The organism is Cupriavidus sp. FW305-F7, from assembly GCF_058782875.1.
Genome location: NZ_JBYSYC010000012.1, coordinates 79,768 through 101,051 on the forward strand (window position 1 = coordinate 79,768; position 21,284 = coordinate 101,051).

A 21,284-nucleotide genomic window follows, 5' to 3' on the forward strand; every position below is an offset into this window, starting at 1 on the left:
TCCCCGATTTTGACCACGATAACAAGACCAACCCGAGAGCCGACATGAACCGTACCGCCTGCCTGCGTCTTGCCCTGGGCACTTCCCTGACCGTTGCCGCCGGCGCCGCCCTGGCACATCCAGGCCACGATGCCGCCACCGTCAGTGCCAGCCTGTGGGCCGGCCTGGCGCACCCCTTCACCGGCGCCGACCATTTGCTGGCGATGGCGGCGGTGGGCGTGTGGAGCGCCTTGATTGCCCGCTCGGCTGCCGATACGCTGCGCCTGCCGCTGGCCTTCGTGGCGCTGATGCTGGTGGGGGCTGCAATCGGCCTGTCCGGTGTGGCGCTGCCCGCAGTCGAACCGATGATCGCGGCCTCATTGCTGGTGATCGGGTTGCTGCTGGCGCTGCGCGCGAAGTTGCCGGCGTGGGCCGGTACGCTGCTGGTCGGCGGCTTTGCCGTGTTCCACGGCTATGCCCACGGGGCCGAACTGCCCGCCACCGCTGGCGCGCTGCCTGCGGTACTCGCATACGTAGGCGGGTTTGCCGCCGCCACCATGGCGCTGCACCTGCTGGGCATCGGCGCCGGCACGCTGTTGCGCCGCCATGCCGGCTGGCTGGCCCGCGCGGCCGGTGCCGGCGTGGCGCTGTACGGCGCCAGCCTGCTGGTGGCCTGAGGAGAATGGTCATGATCCCCGGTGAACTGATGCCCGCCGACGGCGAGATCGAACTGAATGCCGGCCGCGCCACGGTCAGCGTGACGGTGGCCAATACCGGCGACCGGCCGATCCAGGTCGGCTCGCACTTCCATTTCTACGAGACCAACACCGCGCTCGCGTTCGACCGCGAAGCCGCACGCGGCTTCCGGCTGAATATCGCCGCCGGCACCGCGGTGCGCTTCGAGCCCGGCCAGACGCGCACGGTGGAACTGGTGGCACTGGACGGCGACCGCATCGTCTACGGCTTCAACGGCAAGATCATGGGAGCGCTGTGATGGCAAAGATCTCCAGGCAGGCCTATGCCGAGATGTTCGGCCCGACCACCGGCGACCGCCTGCGGCTGGCCGATACCGGGCTTATCATCGAGGTCGAGAAAGACTTCACCATCTATGGCGAGGAAGTGAAGTTCGGCGGCGGCAAGGTGATCCGCGACGGCATGGGGCAGAGCCAGCGCATGGCGAAGGACTGCGTCGACACCGTCATCACCAATGCGCTGATCGTTGACCACTGGGGTATTGTCAAGGCCGATATCGGCCTGAAGGGCGGGCGCATCGCGGCGATCGGCAAGGCCGGCAATCCGGATATCCAGCCGGGCGTGACCATCGTGGTCGGACCGGGCACCGAGGTGATCGCGGGCGAGGGCATGATCGTCACCGCCGGCGGCATCGACAGCCATATCCACTTTATCTGCCCGCAGCAGATCGAAGAGGCGCTGATGAGCGGCGTCACCACCATGATCGGCGGCGGCACCGGGCCGGCCACCGGCACCTTCGCCACCACCGTGACGCCGGGGCCGTGGTATATGGAGCGCATGCTGCAGGCGGCCGATGCCTATCCAATGAATATCGGCCTGCTGGGCAAGGGCAACGCCAGCCAGCAGGGGCCGCTCCTGGAGCAAGTGGAAGCCGGCGCCATCGGCCTGAAACTGCACGAGGACTGGGGCACCACGCCGGCGGCGATCGACACCTGCCTGTCGGTGGCGGACGCGACCGACACCCAGGTGGCGATCCATACCGACACGCTCAACGAAGCCGGCTTTGTCGAGGCCACCATCGCCGCGTTCAAGGGCCGCACCATCCATACGTACCACACCGAAGGCGCGGGCGGCGGCCATGCGCCCGACATCATCAAGGTGTGCGGCGAGGCCAACGTGCTGCCGTCGTCGACCAACCCGACGCGCCCGTACACGGTCAATACGCTGGACGAGCACCTCGACATGCTGATGGTGTGCCACCACCTGGACCCGTCGATTGCCGAGGACATTGCCTTTGCCGAAAGCCGCATCCGCCGCGAAACCATCGCCGCCGAAGACATCCTGCACGACCTGGGCGCGTTCTCGATGATCTCCAGCGACTCGCAGGCCATGGGGCGCGTCGGCGAGGTCATCATCCGCACGTGGCAGACCGCGCACAAGATGGCGCTGCAGCGCGGCAAGCTGCCGGGCGATCCCAACGATGCGCGCGGCGGGCACGACAATTTCCGCGTCAAGCGCTATGTCGCCAAGTACACCATCAACCCGGCGCTGACGCACGGCATCGCCCATGAAGTGGGCTCGGTTGAAGTCGGCAAGTGGGCCGACCTGGTGTTGTGGCGTCCGGCGTTCTTCGGCGTCAAGCCCAGCCTGATCCTGAAGGGCGGCATGATTGCCGCGGCCGCGATGGGCGATCCCAATGCGTCGATCCCGACACCGCAGCCGGTGCACTACCGGCCGATGTTTGCTTCGGCCGGCGGGGCGCTGCACCGTTCGTCGTTGACCTTTGTGTCGCAGGCGGCGCTGGCGGCCGGCATCGGCGAGCGCTACGGGCTGGCCAAGACGCTGTCGGCGGTGCGCGGCACGCGCACGGTAAGCAAGCGCGACATGGTGCACAATGACTGGCAGCCGCATGTCACGGTCGATCCGGAGACCTACCAGGTCGTTGCCGACGGCCAGTTGCTGACCTGCGAGCCCGCCACCGAGCTGCCCATGGCGCAACGCTATTTCCTGTTCTGACTGGCCGGCGCCCGCGCCCCGCATCGCCCATGCTGAAGATCGACAAACTCCTGAGCGCCCCGCACGGCATCGCGCCCGTGCTGGTGCGCCGCGCGCCCAAGCTGATCCTGCCCTTCGCCGAACGCAGCAAGAGCCGCCTGCGCGCGGTGCTCGACAACGGCGACGAAGCCGCGCTGTTCCTGCCGCGCGGCACCGTGCTGCGCGGCGGCGACCTGCTGGTGACTGAAGACGGCAGCTTCGTGGAAGTGCAGGCCGCTACCGAGGCAGTGCTGGAAGTGCGCGCGCAAGACCCGCATGCGCTGATGCGTGCGGCCTATCACCTCGGCAACCGCCATACGCCGGTGGAGATCGGGCGCGACTACCTGCGGCTGGAATACGACCCGGTGCTTGCCGACATGCTGCAGCGCCTGGGCGTGCGCGCCGAGCGTGCCGAGCTGCCGTTCGAGCCGGAGGCGGGGGCCTATGGCGGCGGGCACAAGCATGGGCACGATGCGACGTTTGCGGAGGACTATGCGGCGGCGCAGGCGGTGTTTCATGAGCATCATGGGCACGACCACGGGCATTCGCATGGACCTTCGCACGGACATGGTCATTCCCACGATCACGGTGATCCGCACCATGTCCACGATGAGCATTGCGGACACAAGCATTGATTGCGTGCCATGACCGGCCTGCCCCAACTGATCTCGCTGCTACATCTGGCATCGCCATCCCTGCCGATCGGCGGCTTCAGCTATTCACAAGGACTGGAAGCTGCGATCGATTGTGGCAGCGTGCACGATGCGCCGAGCGCCGAACGCTGGATTCGCGACAACCTGCTGCATGTGCAGGCGCAATGCGAAGCGCCACTGTGGCTGCTGCTGCATCGTCACTGGCTGGCCGGCGACGCTGGGCAAGTACGGACGTGGAACGACTGGTTCCGCGCCACGCGCGAGACTTCCGAGTTGCGGCTTGAGACCGAGCAGATGGGCTGGTCGCTGTCCAGGCTGATTGCGCAGATGGAGTGGGGCGCGCCGGTGCTACGCGAGACGCTGGCGGCGCTGTCACCGGTCTGCCTGCCGACGGCGTTCACTGCGGCATGCGTGGCGCTTCAGGTCGAGGCGCGCGATGGCCTCGCCGCCTACTGCTTTAACTGGGCCGAGAACCAGGTCGCCGCGGCGATCAAGGCGGTGCCGCTGGGCCAGGTGGCGGGGCAGCACATGCTGCGGCGCCTGCACGGCGCGGTGCTCGACACGGTCGATGAAGCCGCGCGCCGCGCCGAAGCCACGCCGCCGCAACTCTCCACCTTTTCCCCGATGCTGGGCCTGCTTTCCGCGCGCCACGAAACGCAGTACTCCCGGCTGTTCCGATCCTGAACTCATACCGCACCATGACCCAGGCCCGTACCAAGAAGAACCCTCCGCTGCGCGTCGGCGTCGGCGGCCCGGTTGGCTCCGGCAAGACCACGCTGCTGGAGATGCTGTGCAAGGCGATGCGCGACCGCTATGACCTGGTCGCCATCACCAACGACATCTACACCAAGGAAGACCAGCGCCTCCTGACGATCTCCGGCGCGCTGCCGGCGGAACGCATCATGGGCGTGGAAACGGGCGGCTGTCCGCACACCGCGATCCGCGAAGACGCCTCGATCAACCTGGAGGCGGTGGACCGCATGCTGGCGCGCTTCCCGGATGCTGACGTGGTCTTCATCGAGTCCGGCGGCGACAACCTCGCCGCCACCTTCAGTCCAGAACTTTCTGATTTGACGATCTACGTCATCGACGTAGCCGGCGGTGAGAAGATTCCGAGAAAGGGTGGGCCGGGCATCACCAAGTCCGACTTGCTGGTGATCAACAAGACGGACCTGGCGCCATACGTCGGGGCATCGCTGGAAGTGATGGAGAGCGATGCACGCAAGATGCGCGGCGCCCGGCCGTTCGTGATGGGCAGCGTCAAGTCCGGGCAGGGCCTGGACGAGGTGATCCGCTTTATCGAACGGCAGGGCATGCTGGGCGTCTAGTCTTTGTTGTCGCCCTTGGCATCGGATGCGGCGCTGGGGGTGTGAGTCAGCGACGGGCGGAAGCTGCCCTTGCCCGCCAGCGCCCGTGCCACCGCGGCCATCAGGTTCAGCTCGGGCTCGGTCAGCTCCGCCATATGGCGCACGGTGGCCTCGATCGCCGCGCGCTGGCGGTTGCCGAAGGGCGCGCGCGATTGTTCCACCTGCAGCTGGCTGGCGTCTTCTTTCTCTGCGCAGGCGAGACCCAGGCTGAATTTGCCGCGGACCGCCATGAATGGTGGGGCTGCCTGCGCGGGGGCCTGCGGCTGTGGTCGCCCGGGCGCGGCTGCCTGCTGCTGGGCGGCGGCGAGCTATTTTGCGCCGGCGCCAGGCGTGCCGATGCAGGTGCAGGCAATGGTCGACACCATCCTGGTGCGCACCGTGCCGCAAGGGCCTGCCGATGCCTCGCGGCCGGTGGCGCTGCCTGCGGGCGGATGGCACTGCGCGCTGGGCGGCATTGCCGCGGTCGAGGCCAATGGCGCAGAGGGGATGGCCGGCATGCACGTATTGCCAGCCGAGGTGGTGCGGGCACAGGACCCGCAGCCGGAGCAGGGCATGCGGCCGGAGTTCATCCGGCTCGACCAGTCAGGCGAAGACTGGGCGCAGCGGCTGCAGGCGCGCGGGCTGCGCTGGGCGCTGTGCTACCGCGGCGCCATCGGCCTGCACTGGCATGGCGCGCTGGTGCGGGCCGGCGGGGACATGGCCTTCCTGCAGCCCGGCACGCTCTACGCGCCGGACCCGCACGAGTCATGCCGGCTGTTGCCGGGCACCGGCCTGCTGTGCTGCTTCGGACCGGGCGATGACGCGGACCTTGGCGTTGCGGCCCGCGGCGGCCGGCGCGCGGACGGATATGCCGTTGCGTGCCACGCGCTGGCGCCGGCCTGATGCCAGGCGAGGCAGCCGGGGCCAGGGTCCCGGCTGCTGCAATACCAGGCTCAGTGCCGCTTGTATTGCGTGGCGCCGAACAGCACCTCGCGTGCCTTGTCGTCCTGCAGCGCCTTGCGCGCGCTGGCCAGCACCTCCACGCCGCGCTTGACCGCGGGGCGCTCTGCGATCTCGTTGAACCAGCGCTTCAGGTGCGGGTAGTCGTCCAGGTCCACGCCCTGGTTCTGCCAGCTGCGCAGCCACGGGAAGGTGGCGATGTCGGCGATGGTGTACTGCTCGCCGGCCAGGTAGGCGTGCTTTGACAACTGCGTGTCGATCACTCCGTACAGGCGCCTGGCCTCGTTGGTGTAGCGGTTGACCGCGTACTCGATCTTCTCGGGCGCGTACATGCGGAAGTGGTGCGCCTGGCCCAGCATCGGGCCCACGCCGCCCATCTGGAACATCAGCCACTGCAGCGCCTCGTACTTGCCGCGCACGTCCTCGGGCAGGAACTTGCCGGTCTTGCCGGCCAGGTAGAGCAGGATGGCGCCCGATTCGAACAGCGAGATCGGCTTGCCGTCCGGGCCGTCGGGGTCGACGATGGCGGGGATCTTGTTGTTGGGGCTGATCTTCAGGAAGTCCTCGCCGAACTGGTCGCCGGCGCCGATATTGATCGGATGGACCTTGTACTCCAGGCCGCATTCTTCCAGCATGATGTGGACTTTGTGGCCGTTGGGCGTGGCCCAGGTGTAGACGTCGATCATCGCAAAAGATCTCCTGGCTGCGATCGTTGGGGATGGCCACATCAACCACTGACGTGGCGAACCGGGCGATTTAAGCACAGAAGAAAAAAACGCGCAGACTGGCTGCGCGTTTTCCATACTGCCGGCAGGGCCGAAGCCCCGCGGCGTTGCCAGGCGGTCAGAACCCGCGTGCCACCGGCATCCTGATGTCGTCCGGGTTCAGATTCATGTGCTTGGCCAGCTCCAGCTTGGCGATGGCGTTGCGGTGCACCTCGTCCGGGCCGTCGGCCAGGCGCAGCGTGCGCTGGTGCGCCCACCAGTTGGCCAGCGGGAAGTCGCTGGAGACGCCGGCGGCGCCATGGACCTGGATGGCCCAGTCGATCACCTTCAGCGCCACGTTCGGGGCGATCACCTTGATCATGGCGATCTCGGCCTTGGCCACCTTGTTGCCCACGGTGTCCATCATGTACGCTGCCTTGAGCGTCAACAGGCGCGCCATCTCGATCTCGCAGCGGGCTTCGGCGATGCGTTCCTGCGTCACGCCCTGGCTGGACACCGGCTTGCCGAAGGCCACGCGCGACAGCGCGCGCTTGCACATCAGTTCCAGCGCGCGCTCGGCCACGCCGATGCTGCGCATGCAGTGGTGGATGCGGCCCGGGCCCAGGCGGCCCTGCGCGATCTCGAAGCCGCGGCCTTCGCCCAGCAGGATGTTCGAAGCCGGCACGCGCACGTTCTTCAGCTCGATCTCCATATGGCCGTGCGGCGCGTCGTCGTAGCCGAACACCGGCAGGAAGCGCTTGATGGTGATGCCCGCGGTATCGGCCGGCACCACGATCATCGACTGCTGCTCATGGCGGCCGGCGTCGGGATTGGTCTTGCCCATCACGATGTAGACCTTGCAGCGCGGGTCGCCTGCGCCCGACGACCACCACTTGGTGCCGTTGATCACGTAGTGGTCACCGTCGCGCTCGATGCGGCATTCGATATTGGTCGCGTCCGACGAGGCCACGGCCGGCTCGGTCATCAGGAAGGCCGAGCGGATCTCGCCGGCCAGCAGCGGCTCGAGCCACTTGTCCTTCAGTTCCTCGGAGGCATAGCGCTCCAGCGTCTCCATGTTGCCGGTGTCGGGGGCCGCGCAGTTGAAGACCTCGGCCGACCAGGGCACCCGGCCCATGATTTCGCACAGCGTGGCGTACTCCAGGTTCGACAGGCCTTGCGGCGCACGCGGCGAGCGCGGCAGGAACAGGTTCCACAGCCCGGCTGCACGCGCCAGCGGCTTCAGTTCCTCGATCACCTTGGTCGGTACCCAGGCGTTGCCCGCGCGGCGATTGGCGTCGATTTCCTCCGCGAAACGCTTTTCGTTCGGGTAGATGTGCTGGTCGAAGAAGGCCAGCAGCTTGGCCTGCATTTCCTTGACCTTCGGGCTGTATTCGAAATCCATGTGGTCTCCTCGCTACGGAATCAGTGGACGCCGGGGTGGGTGGCGGCGCCTCGTTGGCCTCGGCAGGCCCCGGCATCAGTGCGGCATGGGCCGATGGAATGCACTCTATCTGAAAGCCGGTAATAAGAAAAATGAATTTTCTGGATTTGCCAGTATCAATTCCCTGCATTCCGTGCCAGAATCTTCGGCATGCAGCTCTCCCGCATCGACCTGAATCTCTTCGTGGTGTTCGACGCCATCTACAGCGAAGGCAGCATCACCGCGGCCGCGCGCCAGCTCAACCTGACGCAGCCCGCGGTCAGCCATGCGCTGGGCCGGATGCGCACGCTGTTCGACGACCCGCTGTTCGAGCGGCGCGGGCAGGGCATGGCGCCCACGCCGCTGGCGCGCTCGCTCGCCGCCGAGGTGCGCAGCGCGCTGCAATCGTTCGCGCGCACGCTGCAGGATACGCCGCACTTCGATCCCACCAATACCGTGCGGCGTTTCACCATCGGCATGCGCGACGCGCTGGAATCCACGCTGCTGCCGCCGCTGATGGCGCGTGTCACGGCAATGGCGCCGCAGGTGGAGATCGCCGCGATCCGCTTCGACCGCCGCGAGATGGAGTCCGAGTTGCTGGCCGGCACGCTGGACGCCGCGCTGGACATCTTGCTGCCGGTCTCGCCCGCCATCCACCACGCGCCGTTCATGGCCGATCCGATGGTGGTGCTGGCGCGGCGCGACCATCCGCTGGTGAAGAAGGAACTGACGCTTGAGCGCTACCTGGCGGCCGAGCATGTGCACGTGTCGTCGCGCCGCCGCGGCGCCGGGCTGGAAGACCAGGCCCTGCACCGCATGGGCCTGACGCGGCGCGTGCGCCTGCGTTGCCAGCACTATGCGGCCGCGTGCCGCGTGGTCAGCTGCACCGACCTGCTGGCCACGCTGCCGCTGCGCTATGCGCGCATCGCCAATGAGCCCTATGCCAACCGCCTGCTGTCGCTGCCGTTCAAGGTGCCGTCGCTGGAACTGCACCTGTACTGGCATGCGGGCGGCGAAAACGACGGTGCCAACCGCTGGCTGCGCGAGCAGCTGATGGCCGTGATGGCCGCGCTCGGCACCGGCATGGCCGACGTGGCTGCCGCCAGCTAAGTGCGCCCGCGCCCGCATGGCTGGCACCGCAAGCACCCCGCGCGGCGCCCCGGTGCGGCGCGCGCGGGTCACACGTAAGGAATTGTTCATGGGCTAGACCCTCCCGGTCCGCGCCCATACCATCGTCCGGTCTTTCTGCCCCCGGCGCCGCCGCCGCGAGCCCGTGTCCACACGGTGCTGGCGATGGTTGCCGCGCCGGCTGTCCGCGCCTGCGGATCCCCCGGGGCAGGTTCCTTCCTCCGATGACCACGACGATTCAGAACGATGACCGGGAAACGCTTGCTTGCTGATCACCAACCCATGCCTCCGCGACGCGCGCGGCGCACCACGCTCGCCCTGACCACCTTTTGCGCCGCTGCGGCGCTGGCACTGTCCGCATGTGGCGGCGGTGGTGGCGATGGGGGCGATGGGGGCGGCGGCGGTACTTCGTCGAACGCATCGCAAGCGAACGGGCAGGCCAGCGCGCCGTCCGGCTCGGGCTCGACCACGCCATCCACCGCAGGTGCCTGCTATACCGTCAGCGGCACGGCGCCGGCACCCGCGGCGGGCGGCGGCGTCTCGCTGCTGCCGGCGCGCGGCAGTGCGGTCAGCAATTACCGCGTGCTGGAAGAGCCGCGCACCGCCGGCCTGTGCTACGCCAACTATCGGCGCGAGCAGGTGGGCCTGCCGCCGCTGGCGGCACGCGATCCGCTCAATACCGTGGCGCAGAACCACACTGCCTACATGCTGGCCAACGCCACGCTGACGCACGACGAGACCAGCGGCAAGCCGGGCTATACCGGCGCCACGCCCAACGAGCGCATCCAGGCCGCCTATCCGACCAATGCCACCGCGGAAGTCGTGGCCGGTGCCAACCGCTGGACTTCGGTTGCCAATGCGCAGCTGTCGATGTCGCCCAAGGACGCGCTGGTGTCGGACCTGGTCAACGCGCCGTTCCACCGCGCCGCGCTGCTGGGCAGCTACGGCTCGGCCGGCAGCGGCTTTGCCGAGCGCGTGGGCCCGGACGGCAGCGGCACCTCGGCCAGCTACTACCAGACCATCGACCTGGCCGATGCATCGAAGGGCGGCAGCGACAACCAGATGGTGGCCTACCCGTACAACGGTCAGGCCGACGTGCCGGCCAGCTGGGTCAACTCGGAAAGCCCCAATCCCGCGCCGGGCTACGAGGGCAAGACCGTGGGCTATCCGGTATCGCTGCAGGCCATCAACACCTCGCTGCAGTTCGATGCCGACAACTTCGTCATCACCGACGCGCAAGGCAACAATGTCAGCTGCCTCAAGGTTGACAGCCGTTCGTCGGGCCTCTCCAGCGCGGCACGCGGCCTGGCGATCTGCACGCCGGTGGCGCCGCTGGCCAGCCAGCAGCGCTACAGCGTGCGGGTCACCGGCCGGCTGGGTTCGCAGCCCGTGGACCTGAGCTGGTCGTTCACCACGCGCTGACCAGCACTCGCCAACGCACCGGCGCGCTCATTGCGGCGCGCCGTGGCGCAGTTCGATGCGCACCTGGCCCGGGGCCAGCGTGCGGTCGGCCTGCACGGCAAATGGCACCGGCGGGCGTTGTGCCGCCGGCATCGACTGCCAGAGCCGTCCTGCCCATTCCCTGATTGCCTCACTGTCCGGTTCGGCCGCCAGCAGCGTGACCGATGCCGCCGCCGGCATGCGCGCAGCCGTGGCGGCGGGGTCGTCCTGGATGGACACGACCATGCTGGATGCGGTGTGCGCGGCGGGGGCGCGTGCGGCCGCCATCGGCGGCGCCGCCTTGCGGGCGAAGTCTGCCTGCGGCGCGGCCGCCGGCGGTGCCGCGGGTGCCGGCATTGCCGGCTGCGGGACTGCCTCTGCCATGGCCGGATACGCGGGAGCGGCCGGTGCGGCGGCCACAGCCGGCGCCTGGGCGGATAAGCTTTCGGTCGCCTGCGGCGGTGCTTGCGTGGCGGCCTCGCGTGGCGCCGTGCCCCGGGCCGTTGCCGGCGCGCGGCTGAGCTGCCCGGCGTGCGCCGGGGCAGGCCGCTCTTCCCGCCGCGCGGCCGGGGCAGCTTTCGGGGCTGGCGGCGGGTTTGCCGGCGCGGCGGTCCCAGACTCCGCCGCAGCTTGTGGTGCGGGCGCTGCTGCCATCTCTGCGGCGGGTGCCGCGGCCGGGGCGGACACCTGTTCAGGCGCCGATGCCGGCAGCAGTGCGCCGTCATCGATCTGCCGCAGTACGATGCTGGTGGTCAGCCCGGCCACCGCCGCGACGCTGGCCACGAGCCCCAGCGAGCGCCACCAGCGCCGCGCGCGCGCGGCGCGCGCTGCCATGGACTGCGCTGTGGTCCGTGTTGCCCGTGCTGGTGTTGCCGCCTCCGCCGCCTGTGCCTGCAGCCATGCGCTGGCAGCGGCACCGACCGGGGCACCCAGAATCTCCGCTGCGGGCTCGCCTGACGCCACGCGCGCAAGCAGCGCATCGCGTCGCGCAGCCTGCGCCGCCTGCAGGCGCGCGGCTTCTTCCAACACCGCCGTGGCAAGCGTTGGCGGCGCGGCGAAGGGCAAGGCCGCCGCGCCGGCCCGCAGGCGATCCGCTTCCTGTTGTGCCGCACGTGCGGCCGCGTGCACCGACTCCGCCAGCGCAGCGGACGACGCGTAAGCGGGCAGCTCCCGCAGCAGTGCCGAAAGCCGGTCCTTGCCGTCGATAAATCGGTCGGCCGCGTTCACGACGGCGTCTCCTGCGAGCCCGGCACGCTGCCGGCCAGGTCTGCGCGCAGGCGCGCAAACGCATAGCGCAGCCGGCTCTTCACCGTCTCGAACTTCTCGCCGAGCATCTGCGCAATCTCTTCGACGCTCATGTCGCTGAAGAAGCGCAGCACCACCACCTCGCGCTGGGCGACGGGCAACTGCAGCAGCGCGCGATGCACGTGGTGCGCGTGCTGGCGCAACTGCAGCTCCGCTTCCGGCGACAGGTCGTCGGCCGGCATCTCCGCTGGCTGGTCGTCCAGGGCTTCGCGCTGGCGCGCATCGGCGCTGCGCACCTGGTCGAGCCAGGTATTGCGCGCGATCTGGAACAGGAAGGTGCGGAACGCCGCGTCCGGCTGGTAGTCGCCGCAGCGGGTCATCAGCTTGACCCAGGTCTTCTGCGCGATGTCTTCCGCTTCGCCGCGGTTGCCCTGGCACAGCCAGGCCACGTAGTTGTAGAGGCCGGCGTTATGGCGGCGGAACAGCTCGGTGACGGGCTGCTCGATGATGCCGCCCGCCACCAGCAGCATCAGGTCATGGTCGGGCAGCGCCGACAGCGCTGCGCCGGGCGTGGCGGCTGTGGGCGCGGCGGAAGGGACGGGGTCGGGTGCCTGCATGCGCCCGAGTATAGGAGAGCGCAAGGCGGCGCGACAGTCTGCCGCGCCGCCTTGCGCCGGCTCGCGGCCCGGGCTGGTGTCAGCGTGCCGCATGCTCGGCCGGCCCGCCGCTGCTGGCGCCGGTCGGACTGGCCGTGCCCAGGCTCTGTGCCAGGTCCACCAGCTTGAGGAACTCGCCCCGATAGCCAAAGCGGTCGGTGCCGCGGGCGCCCTGGGCCAGCGCGCGGGCATCTGCGTAGCGCCAGTCGCCGGTGAACTTGCCGCCGCGCAGCACCTGGCCGAAACCGGCCACCGCCGCGGCAAAGCGGAAGTCGTCATCGCCTTGCGCCAGCGGGCGGATGGCCTGCCGCGCGACGGTGATGTCCATCAACTGGCTGGTGCTGGCGGCGGGCAGCTTGTAGCGCAGCTTGATGTGCGCCAGTTCGCCGTCGCGCCCCGGCACGGGTGCGGCCAGCTGGTAGCGCAGCGGATCGACCAGCCCGGGCTGGCCGGCCAGCGTCAGCTCATACAGCGCCGTCACGGTGTGGCCCGCGCCGATATCGCCGGCATCGACCTTGTCGTTGTTGAAGTCCTCGCGCGCCAGCATGCGGTTCTCGTAGCCGATCAGGCGATACTCCTTCACCGTTGCCGGATTGAATTCCACCTGGATCTTCACGTCGCGCGCGATGGTGGCCAGCGTCGAGCTGATCTCGCTGACCAGCACCTTGTTGCCTTCCATCAGGTTGTCGATATACGAATAGGCGCCGTCGCCGGCATCGGCCAGCTGCTCCATCAGCTGCTCGTTGTAGTTGCCGGTGCCGAAGCCGAGCGTGGACAGCGACACGCCGGACTTGCGCTTCTCTTCCACCATGCTCTTGAGCTGCCGGAAGTCGGTCACGCCCACGTTGAAGTCGCCGTCGGTGGCCAGCAGCACGCGGTTGATGCCGCCGGCGATAAAGCTCTGTTGCGCGGCCTGGTAGGCCAGCGCGATGCCACTGGCGCCGGCGGTGCTGCCCCCGGCCACGAGCTGGTCGACGGCGGCGCTGATGGCGGTCTTGTCGCTGCCCGGCGTGGGCGGCAGCGCCACGCGCGTGCCGCTGGCATAGGTGACCAGCGTGATGCGGTCCTGCGGGCGCAGCTTGTTCACCAGCAGCTTCAGCGAAGACTTCAGCAGCGGCAGCTTGTCCGGCGAGTTCATCGAACCCGATACATCCACCAGGAATACCAGGTTGGCAGGCGGCAGCGCGCCGCTGGCCATGTCCTTGCCCTTGATGCCGATGCGCAGCAGCACATTGGCCGGGTGCCAGGGCGCGGGCGCCAGCGCGGCATGCACGGCGAACGGGCGACCGTCGGCGGGCTGGGCATAGTCATAGGGGAAGTAGTTCAGCAGCTCTTCCACGCGCACCGCATCGGCCGGCGGCACGCGCCCGGCATTGAGCATGCGGCGCATATTGCTGTAGCTACCGGTATCGACATCGATGCTGAAGGTGGATACCGGCGCCTGCGCCACCAGCCTGACGCCGTTTTCCTCGATGACGCCGTAGCGTTCGCGCTCGGCCGGCGCAGGCGGCGGCAGGTGGTAGGGCATGGCCAGCGCGGCGCGCGGGGCGACGGCATGCAATTCCATGGCGGGCGTTGCCTGGCCAGCCTTGGCGGCCTGGTCGTGCGTGGGCGCCGGCGCTGCGGGTGGCGGCACAGGCTGTGCCACTTCCTGGGGAAGCGACGGCGAATGCCCGCCGCAGGCCGACAGCGCCAGTGCGGCAGCAAGACTGGAAATGACGGCCGGTGCGCGAAGTTGCATGTTTTTCTCCTGAGCGGCCGCGGGGCGGGTTCCCGGTCATGACGGCCTGTCGATGAAACGGCGCAGATTAGCGATCGGGGTTAAACCGGGAGAATTTTTTGCTGCGCCTTCATGTGGCCCCCGCATGTGGCGGCAGTCAGACTTTCTTGCCCCAGAATGCGCCGATCGCCACTACAATCGTTTGATCCTTCCCCCAGGAGATATCGCATGGCTCACCCTGACCTCTCTTCGATGGCGTGGCGCGGCGCGCTGGCCCTTGCCCTGACGGCGCTGCTCGGTGCTTGTGGTACCCAGGGCGGAGGGACCGCCACGCCGGCCGCGCCTGCCGCCCCGACCGCGACCACGCCACCGGCCGCCATGCCGCCGGCACCGGAAGTGTCGTCCGGCTATCGCCCCGGCATGTCCACGGCCTACGCGCAGCGCCATATGGCGGCCGCGGCCAACCCGCTCGCGAGCGAGGCCGGGCGCGCCATCCTGCGCCAGGGCGGCTCGGCCATCGATGCCGCCATCGCGATGCAGGCCGTGCTGACGCTGGTCGAGCCGCAGGCCACCGGCATCGGCGGCGGCGCCTTCATCATGTACTGGGATGGCAAGAACGTTCAGGCCTTCGACGGCCGCGAGACCGCCCCTGCCGGCGCCACCGAAAACCTGTTCCTGCGTTCCGACGGCAAGCCCATGGAGTTCAGCGAGGCCCAGATTGGCGGACGCTCCGTCGGCACGCCCGGCGTGATGCGCGCGCTGGAAATGGCGCACCGGAAGCACGGCCGCCTGCCCTGGGCCAAGCTGTTCCAGCCCGCCATCGACCTGGCGGAGAAGGGCTTCCCGATCTCGGAGCGGCTGTACACGCAAGTGGCGGCCGACAAGTTCCTGGCCAATTCGCCGGAGATGGCCGCGTACTTCCTGGATGCACAGGGCAAGCCCAAGCCGGCCGGCACGGTGCTGAAGAACCCGAAGCTGGCGCAGACCCTGCGCGATGTCGCCCGGCGCGGTGCCGGCGTGCTCTACAGCGGACCGATCGCGCGCGATATCGTCGCCAAGGTGAACGATGGCAGCAATGCCGGCTCGCTGTCGCTGGCTGACCTGGGCAGCTACCGGGCCAAGCAGCGCGTGCCGGTCTGCACCGACTACAAGCGCTGGAAGATCTGCGGCATGCCGCCGCCGTCGTCGGGCGGCATCGCCATCGCGCAGATCCTGGGCACGCTGCAGGCGCTCGAAACCAAGAATCCCAAGTACGCGCTGGCCGCGCTCAAGCCACAGGGCGTGAACACGCCGGCGGTGATGGAGGCCAATCCCGACGCGGTCCACGCGATCTCCGAAGCTGACCGCCTGGCCTATGCCGACCGTGGCCTGTACGTGGCCGATACCGACTTCGTGCCGGTCAACGTGACCGGCCTGGTCAGCCCGTCCTACCTTGCCACGCGCGCGGAGCTGATCGGCGACAAGAGCATGGGCAAGGCCCAGCCAGGGGTGCCGCCGGGCACGGCGATGGCTTACGCGCCCGACCGTTCGCCGCCGCGCGTTTCCACCTCGCAGATCGTTGCGGTCGATGACCGCGGCGGGGCGATTTCGATGACCACCACGATCGAGTCGTACTTCGGCTCGCATCTGATGGTGCGCGGTTTCATGCTGAACAACCAGCTGACCGACTTCTCCTTCGTGCCGAGCGAGAACGGCAAGCCGGTGGCCAACCGCGTGGAGCCGGGCAAGCGCCCGCGCTCGTCGATGGCGCCGACGCTGGTGTTCGACCGCGAGAGCGGCCAGCTGGTCGCCACGGTCGGTTCGCCGGGCGGCTCGCAGATCATCGAGTACGTGTCCAAGACCCTGGTCGGCATGCTGGACTGGAACATGGACGTGCAGGCCGCCATCGGCATGGGCAACTTCGGCAGCCGCAACGGCCCGACCGAGGTGGAGAAGGGGCTGGTGTCGCCGGGCCTGGTGCAGGCACTGCAGCAGCGCGGCCACCAGGTGGCCGAGATCGAGATGACCAGCGGCACGCAGGCCATCATGCGCAAGCAGGGGCCTGACGGCAAGGCGGTGTGGGCGGGTGGTGCGGACCCGCGGCGGGAAGGGGTGGCGCTGGGGGATTGAGCGCCGCGCGACGCGGATGAAAAACGGGCGCCTCGGCGCCCGTTTTCTTGCCGCAGCCGTTGCTGCGTCAGCCCTTCGCCTTCTGCGCGTACTGCCACCCCATCTCCGCCATCGGCCGCGCGCGCTTGCCCGCGTCCAGCGCCTGCGCCGACGACGCGGTACCGTCCACCACGCGCTTCATGATCCCCTGCAGGATGCCGGCGATGCGGAACATGCTGAAGGCCAGGTAGAAGTTCCAGTCGCCGGTGATCGGGCGGCCGGTGCGCTGCTCGTACAGGCGGCGGTAGCTGGCTTCGTCGGGGATGCCCAGTGCGGCGAAGTCCACGCCTGCAATGCCGCGGAACTGGCCCGGGGCGATATGCCAGCTCATGCAGTGATAGCTGAAGTCCGCCATCGGGTGGCCCAGCGTGGACAGTTCCCAGTCCAGCACCGCCAGCACGCGCGGCTCGGTCGGGTGGAACATCAGGTTGTCCAGCCGGTAGTCGCCATGCACGATCGAGGTCAGGTCGGCGTCTTCCTGCGGGATATGCTGCGGCAGCCAGTCCATCAGCGCGTCCATTGACGGGATCGATTCGGTCTCGGACAGCTTGTACTGCTTGGTCCAGCGCTCGATCTGGCGCTGGAAGTAGTTGCCGGGCTTGCCGTAGTCGCCCAGGCCGATGGCGTTGTAGTCGACCGTGTGCAGCGCGGCGATGACGCGGTTCATCTCGTCGTAGATGGCGCTGCGTTCGGCGGTGCTCATGCCCGGCAGCGACTGGTCCCACAGCACGCGGCCGGCGACGAACTCCATGATGTAGAAGGCGCGGCCGATCACGGACTCGTCCTCGCACAGCGCGTACATGCGCGCCACCGGCACGTCGCTGCCGGCCAGCGCGGCCATCACGCGGTACTCGCGCTCGATCGCGTGCGCCGAAGGCAGCAGCTTGCTCTTGGGGCCGGGCTTGGCGCGCATCACGTAGGTCTGGCCCGGCGTGACCAGCTTGAAGGTCGGGTTGGACTGGCCGCCCTTGAACTGCTCCACGGTCAGCGGGCCGGCAAAGCCCTCCACGTGCTGGCGCATCCAGGCTTCCAGCGCGTCGGTGTCGAAGCGCTGCTGGTCCGCCACCGGGCGCGTGCCCTCGAAGTGCGATACGTTGCTCGTCATGCTGTCTCCGTTGGTTTTCTGTTCGGTATCGGTTGGGATTCGATCAAGTCCGCGGCGCACTCAGCCCTGCGGCTGGCGTCCGCGCAAATACTGGTGCAGCAGCACTTCCATGGTGGTGTGGCGCGTGCCGCTGTGAACGGGCGTGGGCGGCGAGTAGTTGGTCATGCGCACCACCCAGTCGAGCGGATCGTCGCCCATGTCGAGCACATTGATGCAGCCCGCGGTCTGCAGCAGCGAGCCGAAGAACACGCGCCGTCCGCAGGTGATGGCCTGCGACAGGATGGCGCGGTTGGTGCCGCCATGCAGCACCATCAGCGCGGTGTCCCAGTCGGGATCGGCGCGCAGGCGCTCCAGCGCGGGCAGCACGCGGTCGAGGAACTGGCCGATGGTCTCGCCGTTGAGGAAGCGCTTGTCTTCGGGGACTTCGCCCTCGAAGGCGCCGACGAAGGCGTCGCGCAGGTCGTGGTCGGCGATGGTGGACAGGTCGCCGCCACGGATTTCCTGCAGCGCGGGCCAGACTTCCGGCACCACGTCGTCCATCCCGGGCAGTTCGGCCAGCACGCGCTCAGCCGTCTCGACGGTGCGCGGCAGGCCGCTGACGATGACGCGGTCGAAGCGAATCTGTTCGGCGGCAAAGGCGCGCCCGGCGGCGGTGGCCTGCATGCGGCCGGTCTCGTTCAGGGGCACCATCTCGGGCAGGGCAGGGCGCCCGGCCTCGTCAAAATATGAAACGGCACCATGCCGCATCAGGTAGATGCGGCGACGCGAGGACGGCGGCAATTCCATGCGTTGTCTCCTTGCATTGTGCCGGCATGCCCGTCTGCCGCGGGCTGGCCGTTCGGGTAAAGCCAGGCGTCCGGCGCCCGGCTTCAGCGGTACTGCGGCTTGCGCTTTTCCAGGAAGGCGCTGATGCCTTCGCCGCCGTCGGGGTGATGCAGCGCGGCGACGAAGCTGTCGCGCTCGGCCAGCAGGTGTTCGGCGCGCGATGCGGTGGCCGCGTGGTTGATCAGATCCTTGATGCGGCCCACGGCGTGCGGCGACTGGCGGGCAAGGCCGGCGGCCAGGCGCAGGGCCTCGTCCAGGGCCTGGCCCGGCTCGGTGACGCGGTTGACCAGCCCGAACTGCGCCAGCCGCGCCGCGTCCACCGGCTTGCCTTCCATCATCAGTTCGCTGGCCAGCGGGCGCGGCAGCGCGCGTGCGATCTCGTACGAACCGCCGCCGTCGGGCGTGAGCCCCACGGAAACATAGGCCATCACGAACTTGGCATTGCTGGCCGCCACTACAAAGTCGCACGCCAGCACCACCGAGAAGCCCGCGCCCGCGGCCGCGCCTTCCACCGCCGCGATGATCGGCTTGGGAAAGGCGTGCAGCGACTCGACCCAGCCGTTCAGCAGGGCGATGCTGGCGGCCTGCACCTCCTGCGGCTGGCTGCGGTTGCCGAGCAGCCGGTTCAGGTTGCCGCCGGCGCAGAAAATGCCGTCGGCGCCGGTGATGATGACTGCGCGCACCGAGTCATCGGCCGCAGCCTGATCCAGCGCCTGCTGCGAGGCCGCGTAGATGTCCGGGTGCAGCGCATTGCGTGCCTCGGGGTTCGAGATGGTCAGCACCAGCGTCGAATCGACGCGGTGGGAAAGCAACTGTGCGGGCATGGGCGTGGCTCGGTCGGTGGGGCGGTGGCGGGCTTACTGCTCTTCGGCCAGCAGCGACAGGCCCAGGCCGGCACGGCGCCACAGCCACGGGCTCGGGCGGTAGCGCATGTCGCCGGTGAGCGCTTCCATGTTGCGCAGCGTCTCCAGCACCAGTTGCGGGCCGACCGCATCGCCCAGCGCCAGCGGGCCCTTGGGATAGCCCAGGCCCAGGTTGACGGCGAGGTCGATGTCCGACGGCGTGGCGATGCGTTGCTGCGCGATATCGCTGGCGATATTGATGATGCAGCAGAGCACGCGCTGCGCGACGAAGCCGGCCGAGTCGCGGATCACCGTGACCGGCACGCCGTCGCTGCCAAACAGGCCGTGCGCGGCATCACGGGCGGCGGCGCTGGTGGCCGGCGTGGTCATCAGCGTGCGGCGCTTGGTGGCCTCGAACGGCAGCAGCGTGTCGATGGCGACGGTGCGGGCCGGGTCCAGGCCCTGTTGCAGCGCGCTGGTGGTGGCGTCCAGGCCGAGCGGGGTGACGATGATCAGCGCATCGGCCGACGGCTTGTTGCCGCCTTCCGGGGTCACGCCCAGCGCGCCCAGCAGCTTGCTCACCATGGCGTGGCCGCGCTCGCTGGCGTGGCTGACCCACACGCTCGACGGGCGCGCGCCCGGCACCGCGGCAGCGGCCGGCACTTTCTTCTGGCCATCGGCGTACGAATAGAAACCAGCACCCGCCTTGCGGCCGATCAGCCCGCCGACCGCGCGGATCGCGGTGATCGGCGAGGGGCGGTAGCGCGGTTCCTGGTAGAACTGGTTGTAGATCGATTCCATCACCGGGTGCGACACGTCCAGCCCGGTCAGGTCCATCAGCTCAAACGGCCCCATGCGGAAGCCGGCCTGCTCGCGCATGATGTTGTCGATGTCGGAAAACCCGGCCACGCCTTCCTGCGCGACCTTCAGGCCTTCGATATTCATGCCGCGGCCGGCATGGTTGACGATAAAGCCCGGCATGTCCTTGCAGCGCACCGGCGTATGGCCCATGCGGCGCGACAATGCCATCAGCGCGTCGCCCACCGCGGGGTTGCCCGACAGGCCGTCGATGACCTCGACCACCTTCATCAGCGGCACCGGGTTGAAGAAGTGGTAGCCGGCGATACGGCCCGGGTGCCTGGCGCCGACTGCGATGGCAGTGATCGACAGCGACGACGTGTTGGAGGCAATGACGGCGTCTTCACGCAGGACCGCTTCGAGCTTGGCGATCAGGTCGCGCTTGACTTCCAGTTTCTCGACGATGGCTTCCAGCACCATGTCGCAGCCGGCCAGGTCTTCCAGCGTGCCGCAGGGCTTGACGCGGGCCAGCGTGGCCTCGGCGTCGGCAGCGCTGATCTTGCCCTTGTCGGCGAGCTTCGCCAGCGTGTCCTGCAGGTACTGGCGCGCGGCGGCCACCGCTTGCGGGTTGGTGTCGTACAGGTTGACGGTCAGGCCCGCCTGCGCGGCGATCTGCGCGATGCCCCGGCCCATGGCGCCGGTGCCGACGATACCCAGCGTATCGATGGTGAAAGTGCTCATCATTCGTCCCAGAAGTTGTGGTTAAATTAGCACGATCGTACGTTTTTTGCACCTTCCGCGACAGTCCAGCGGGGCAGGCGGCGTGCGCTGATCGGCCAGCCGGTACACTGCAGACCCCGGATGGTCCACAATCACCCGACATCCGCACCGGGCGATGCGGGGATCATTCCAATAACGGAGAGAGACGACATGCTGAAGCTCTGCGGTTTTGCCGCCAGCAACTACTACAACAAAGTGAAGCTGGCGCTGCTGGAAAAGAACGTGCCGTTCGAAGAGGTGCTGGCCTGGATCGGCCAGACCGACCCGGCAGCCACGCCCGCGGGCAAGGTGCCCTACATCATCACCGAATCCGGCCCGCTGTGCGAGTCCGAAGCCATCGTCGACTACGTAGAGGCGGCCTATCCGCAGACGCCGCTGCTGCCGGGCGACCCGTACCAGGCCGCCAAGGTGCGCGAGATCGTCGTCTTCATGGAACTGTACCTGGAGCTGACCGCGCGCGAACTGTACCCCGAGGCATTCTTCGGCGGCAAGGTCAGCGATGGCGTCAAGGAACGCCAGCACAAGCTGCTGACGCGCTATGTCCCCGCCTTCGCCAAGCTGGCGAAGTTCTCGCCGTATATCGCCGGCGACACCTTCACGCTGGCCGACTGCGCCGCCGCGGCGCACCTGCCGCTGGTGTCGTCGTGCACCAAGATCATCTACGGCACCGATCTGCTGGCCGACCTGCCGGTCAAGGACTACCTGAAGACGCTGTCGGCGCGCGAATCGGTGCAGAAGGTCAATGCCGACCGCAAGGCCAATCTTGAGCTGATGGCGAGCCGCAGCAACAAGTAACCGGCAACAAGCC

21 protein-coding genes are annotated in these 21,284 nt (G+C 68.6%); 11 read left to right on the forward strand and 10 right to left on the reverse strand.

Annotation, left to right across the window (positions count from 1 at the left end; all coding sequences use genetic code 11):
• Positions 1 to 44: 44 nt before the first annotated feature.
• The 6 genes from AC3WL8_RS13650 to ureG are packed head-to-tail and all read left to right on the forward strand — an operon-like array spanning position 45 to position 4,687.
• Positions 45 to 656, forward strand: a complete 612-nt coding sequence (locus AC3WL8_RS13650; protein ID WP_153955102.1) for a HupE/UreJ family protein — start codon at positions 45 to 47, stop codon at positions 654 to 656.
• Positions 657 to 667: 11 nt separating this feature from the next.
• The gene (locus AC3WL8_RS13655) at positions 668 to 973 is read left to right on the forward strand and encodes an urease subunit beta (RefSeq protein WP_018313224.1); all 306 of its coding nucleotides are present in this window, start codon (positions 668 to 670) and stop codon (positions 971 to 973) included.
• Positions 970 to 2,688, forward strand: a complete 1,719-nt coding sequence (gene ureC, locus AC3WL8_RS13660; RefSeq protein WP_269148705.1) for an urease subunit alpha — start codon at positions 970 to 972, stop codon at positions 2,686 to 2,688. Before AC3WL8_RS13655 ends, ureC begins: the two co-directional genes overlap by 4 nt.
• Positions 2,689 to 2,717: 29 nt before the next feature.
• Complete coding sequence (gene ureE, locus AC3WL8_RS13665) at positions 2,718 to 3,341, forward strand: urease accessory protein UreE (protein WP_153955104.1); 624 nt, start codon at positions 2,718 to 2,720, stop codon at positions 3,339 to 3,341.
• Positions 3,342 to 3,350: 9 nt separating this feature from the next.
• Positions 3,351 to 4,043, forward strand: a complete 693-nt coding sequence (locus AC3WL8_RS13670) for an urease accessory protein UreF (protein WP_013956046.1) — start codon at positions 3,351 to 3,353, stop codon at positions 4,041 to 4,043.
• A 14-nt stretch (positions 4,044 to 4,057) separates the two neighbouring features.
• Complete coding sequence (ureG, locus tag AC3WL8_RS13675) at positions 4,058 to 4,687, forward strand: urease accessory protein UreG (RefSeq protein WP_013956047.1); 630 nt, start codon at positions 4,058 to 4,060, stop codon at positions 4,685 to 4,687.
• Here the strand turns inward: ureG and AC3WL8_RS13680 are convergent.
• Positions 4,684 to 4,956, reverse strand: a complete 273-nt coding sequence (locus AC3WL8_RS13680; protein WP_249221255.1) for a hypothetical protein — start codon at positions 4,954 to 4,956, stop codon at positions 4,684 to 4,686. The two genes, ureG and AC3WL8_RS13680, sit on opposite strands and share 4 nt — an antisense overlap.
• Before the next feature lie 106 nt (positions 4,957 to 5,062).
• Between AC3WL8_RS13680 and AC3WL8_RS13685 the strand changes: the two genes are divergently transcribed.
• Positions 5,063 to 5,608 carry a hypothetical protein gene (locus AC3WL8_RS13685; RefSeq protein ID WP_492378353.1) on the forward strand — a complete coding sequence of 182 codons (546 nt, stop codon included), beginning with the start codon at positions 5,063 to 5,065 and terminating at the stop codon, positions 5,606 to 5,608.
• Positions 5,609 to 5,658: 50 nt separating this feature from the next.
• Here the strand turns inward: AC3WL8_RS13685 and AC3WL8_RS13690 are convergent, their stop codons facing one another.
• Positions 5,659 to 6,351 carry a glutathione binding-like protein gene (locus AC3WL8_RS13690; protein ID WP_013956050.1) on the reverse strand — a complete coding sequence of 231 codons (693 nt, stop codon included), beginning with the start codon at positions 6,349 to 6,351 and terminating at the stop codon, positions 5,659 to 5,661.
• Positions 6,352 to 6,508: 157 nt separating this feature from the next.
• Positions 6,509 to 7,771 carry an acyl-CoA dehydrogenase family protein gene (locus tag AC3WL8_RS13695; RefSeq protein WP_013956051.1) on the reverse strand — a complete coding sequence of 421 codons (1,263 nt, stop codon included), beginning with the start codon at positions 7,769 to 7,771 and terminating at the stop codon, positions 6,509 to 6,511.
• A 189-nt stretch (positions 7,772 to 7,960) separates the two neighbouring features.
• On the opposite strand from AC3WL8_RS13695, the gene AC3WL8_RS13700 reads away from it, so the two are divergent.
• Together AC3WL8_RS13700 and AC3WL8_RS13705 are read left to right on the forward strand one after the other, a co-directional pair.
• Positions 7,961 to 8,899, forward strand: a complete 939-nt coding sequence (locus AC3WL8_RS13700; RefSeq protein ID WP_013956053.1) for a LysR family transcriptional regulator — start codon at positions 7,961 to 7,963, stop codon at positions 8,897 to 8,899.
• Positions 8,900 to 9,163: 264 nt separating this feature from the next.
• Positions 9,164 to 10,339: a CAP domain-containing protein gene (locus AC3WL8_RS13705; protein WP_153955105.1), complete on the forward strand. Its 1,176-nt coding sequence runs from the start codon at positions 9,164 to 9,166 to the stop codon at positions 10,337 to 10,339.
• A gap of 27 nt (positions 10,340 to 10,366) precedes the next feature.
• Here the strand turns inward: AC3WL8_RS13705 and AC3WL8_RS13710 are convergent, their stop codons facing one another.
• From AC3WL8_RS13710 to AC3WL8_RS13720, 3 genes are all read right to left on the reverse strand, one after another.
• Positions 10,367 to 11,584 carry a hypothetical protein gene (locus tag AC3WL8_RS13710; protein ID WP_211980869.1) on the reverse strand — a complete coding sequence of 406 codons (1,218 nt, stop codon included), beginning with the start codon at positions 11,582 to 11,584 and terminating at the stop codon, positions 10,367 to 10,369.
• Positions 11,581 to 12,219, reverse strand: coding sequence for a sigma-70 family RNA polymerase sigma factor (locus tag AC3WL8_RS13715; protein ID WP_013956057.1), 639 nt, complete (start codon positions 12,217 to 12,219; stop codon positions 11,581 to 11,583). The genes AC3WL8_RS13710 and AC3WL8_RS13715 overlap by 4 nt, the downstream gene beginning before the upstream one ends.
• 79 nt (positions 12,220 to 12,298) lie before the next feature.
• On the reverse strand, positions 12,299 to 13,999 hold the full coding sequence (locus AC3WL8_RS13720) for a vWA domain-containing protein (protein ID WP_153955106.1): 1,701 nt from the start codon (positions 13,997 to 13,999) through the stop codon (positions 12,299 to 12,301).
• 207 nt (positions 14,000 to 14,206) lie between these two features.
• On the opposite strand from AC3WL8_RS13720, the gene ggt reads away from it, so the two are divergent.
• Complete coding sequence (ggt, locus tag AC3WL8_RS13725) at positions 14,207 to 16,087, forward strand: gamma-glutamyltransferase (protein WP_013956059.1); 1,881 nt, start codon at positions 14,207 to 14,209, stop codon at positions 16,085 to 16,087.
• 67 nt (positions 16,088 to 16,154) lie between these two features.
• Here the strand turns inward: ggt and AC3WL8_RS13730 are convergent, their stop codons facing one another.
• The 4 genes from AC3WL8_RS13730 to AC3WL8_RS13745 form a co-directional block, all read right to left on the reverse strand.
• On the reverse strand, positions 16,155 to 17,231 hold the full coding sequence (locus AC3WL8_RS13730) for a phosphotransferase (protein WP_010809084.1): 1,077 nt from the start codon (positions 17,229 to 17,231) through the stop codon (positions 16,155 to 16,157).
• Positions 17,232 to 17,291: 60 nt separating this feature from the next.
• Complete coding sequence (locus AC3WL8_RS13735; protein WP_013956060.1) at positions 17,292 to 18,017, reverse strand: histidine phosphatase family protein; 726 nt, start codon at positions 18,015 to 18,017, stop codon at positions 17,292 to 17,294.
• Between the two features lie 83 nt (positions 18,018 to 18,100).
• Positions 18,101 to 18,880: an oxepin-CoA hydrolase, alternative type gene (locus AC3WL8_RS13740; protein WP_013956061.1), complete on the reverse strand. Its 780-nt coding sequence runs from the start codon at positions 18,878 to 18,880 to the stop codon at positions 18,101 to 18,103.
• Between the two features lie 33 nt (positions 18,881 to 18,913).
• Positions 18,914 to 20,437: a 3-hydroxyacyl-CoA dehydrogenase gene (locus tag AC3WL8_RS13745; protein WP_013956062.1), complete on the reverse strand. Its 1,524-nt coding sequence runs from the start codon at positions 20,435 to 20,437 to the stop codon at positions 18,914 to 18,916.
• A gap of 189 nt (positions 20,438 to 20,626) precedes the next feature.
• On the opposite strand from AC3WL8_RS13745, the gene AC3WL8_RS13750 reads away from it, so the two are divergent.
• Positions 20,627 to 21,271, forward strand: coding sequence for a glutathione S-transferase (locus tag AC3WL8_RS13750; RefSeq protein ID WP_013956063.1), 645 nt, complete (start codon positions 20,627 to 20,629; stop codon positions 21,269 to 21,271).
• The last annotated feature ends 13 nt before the right edge of the window (positions 21,272 to 21,284 follow it).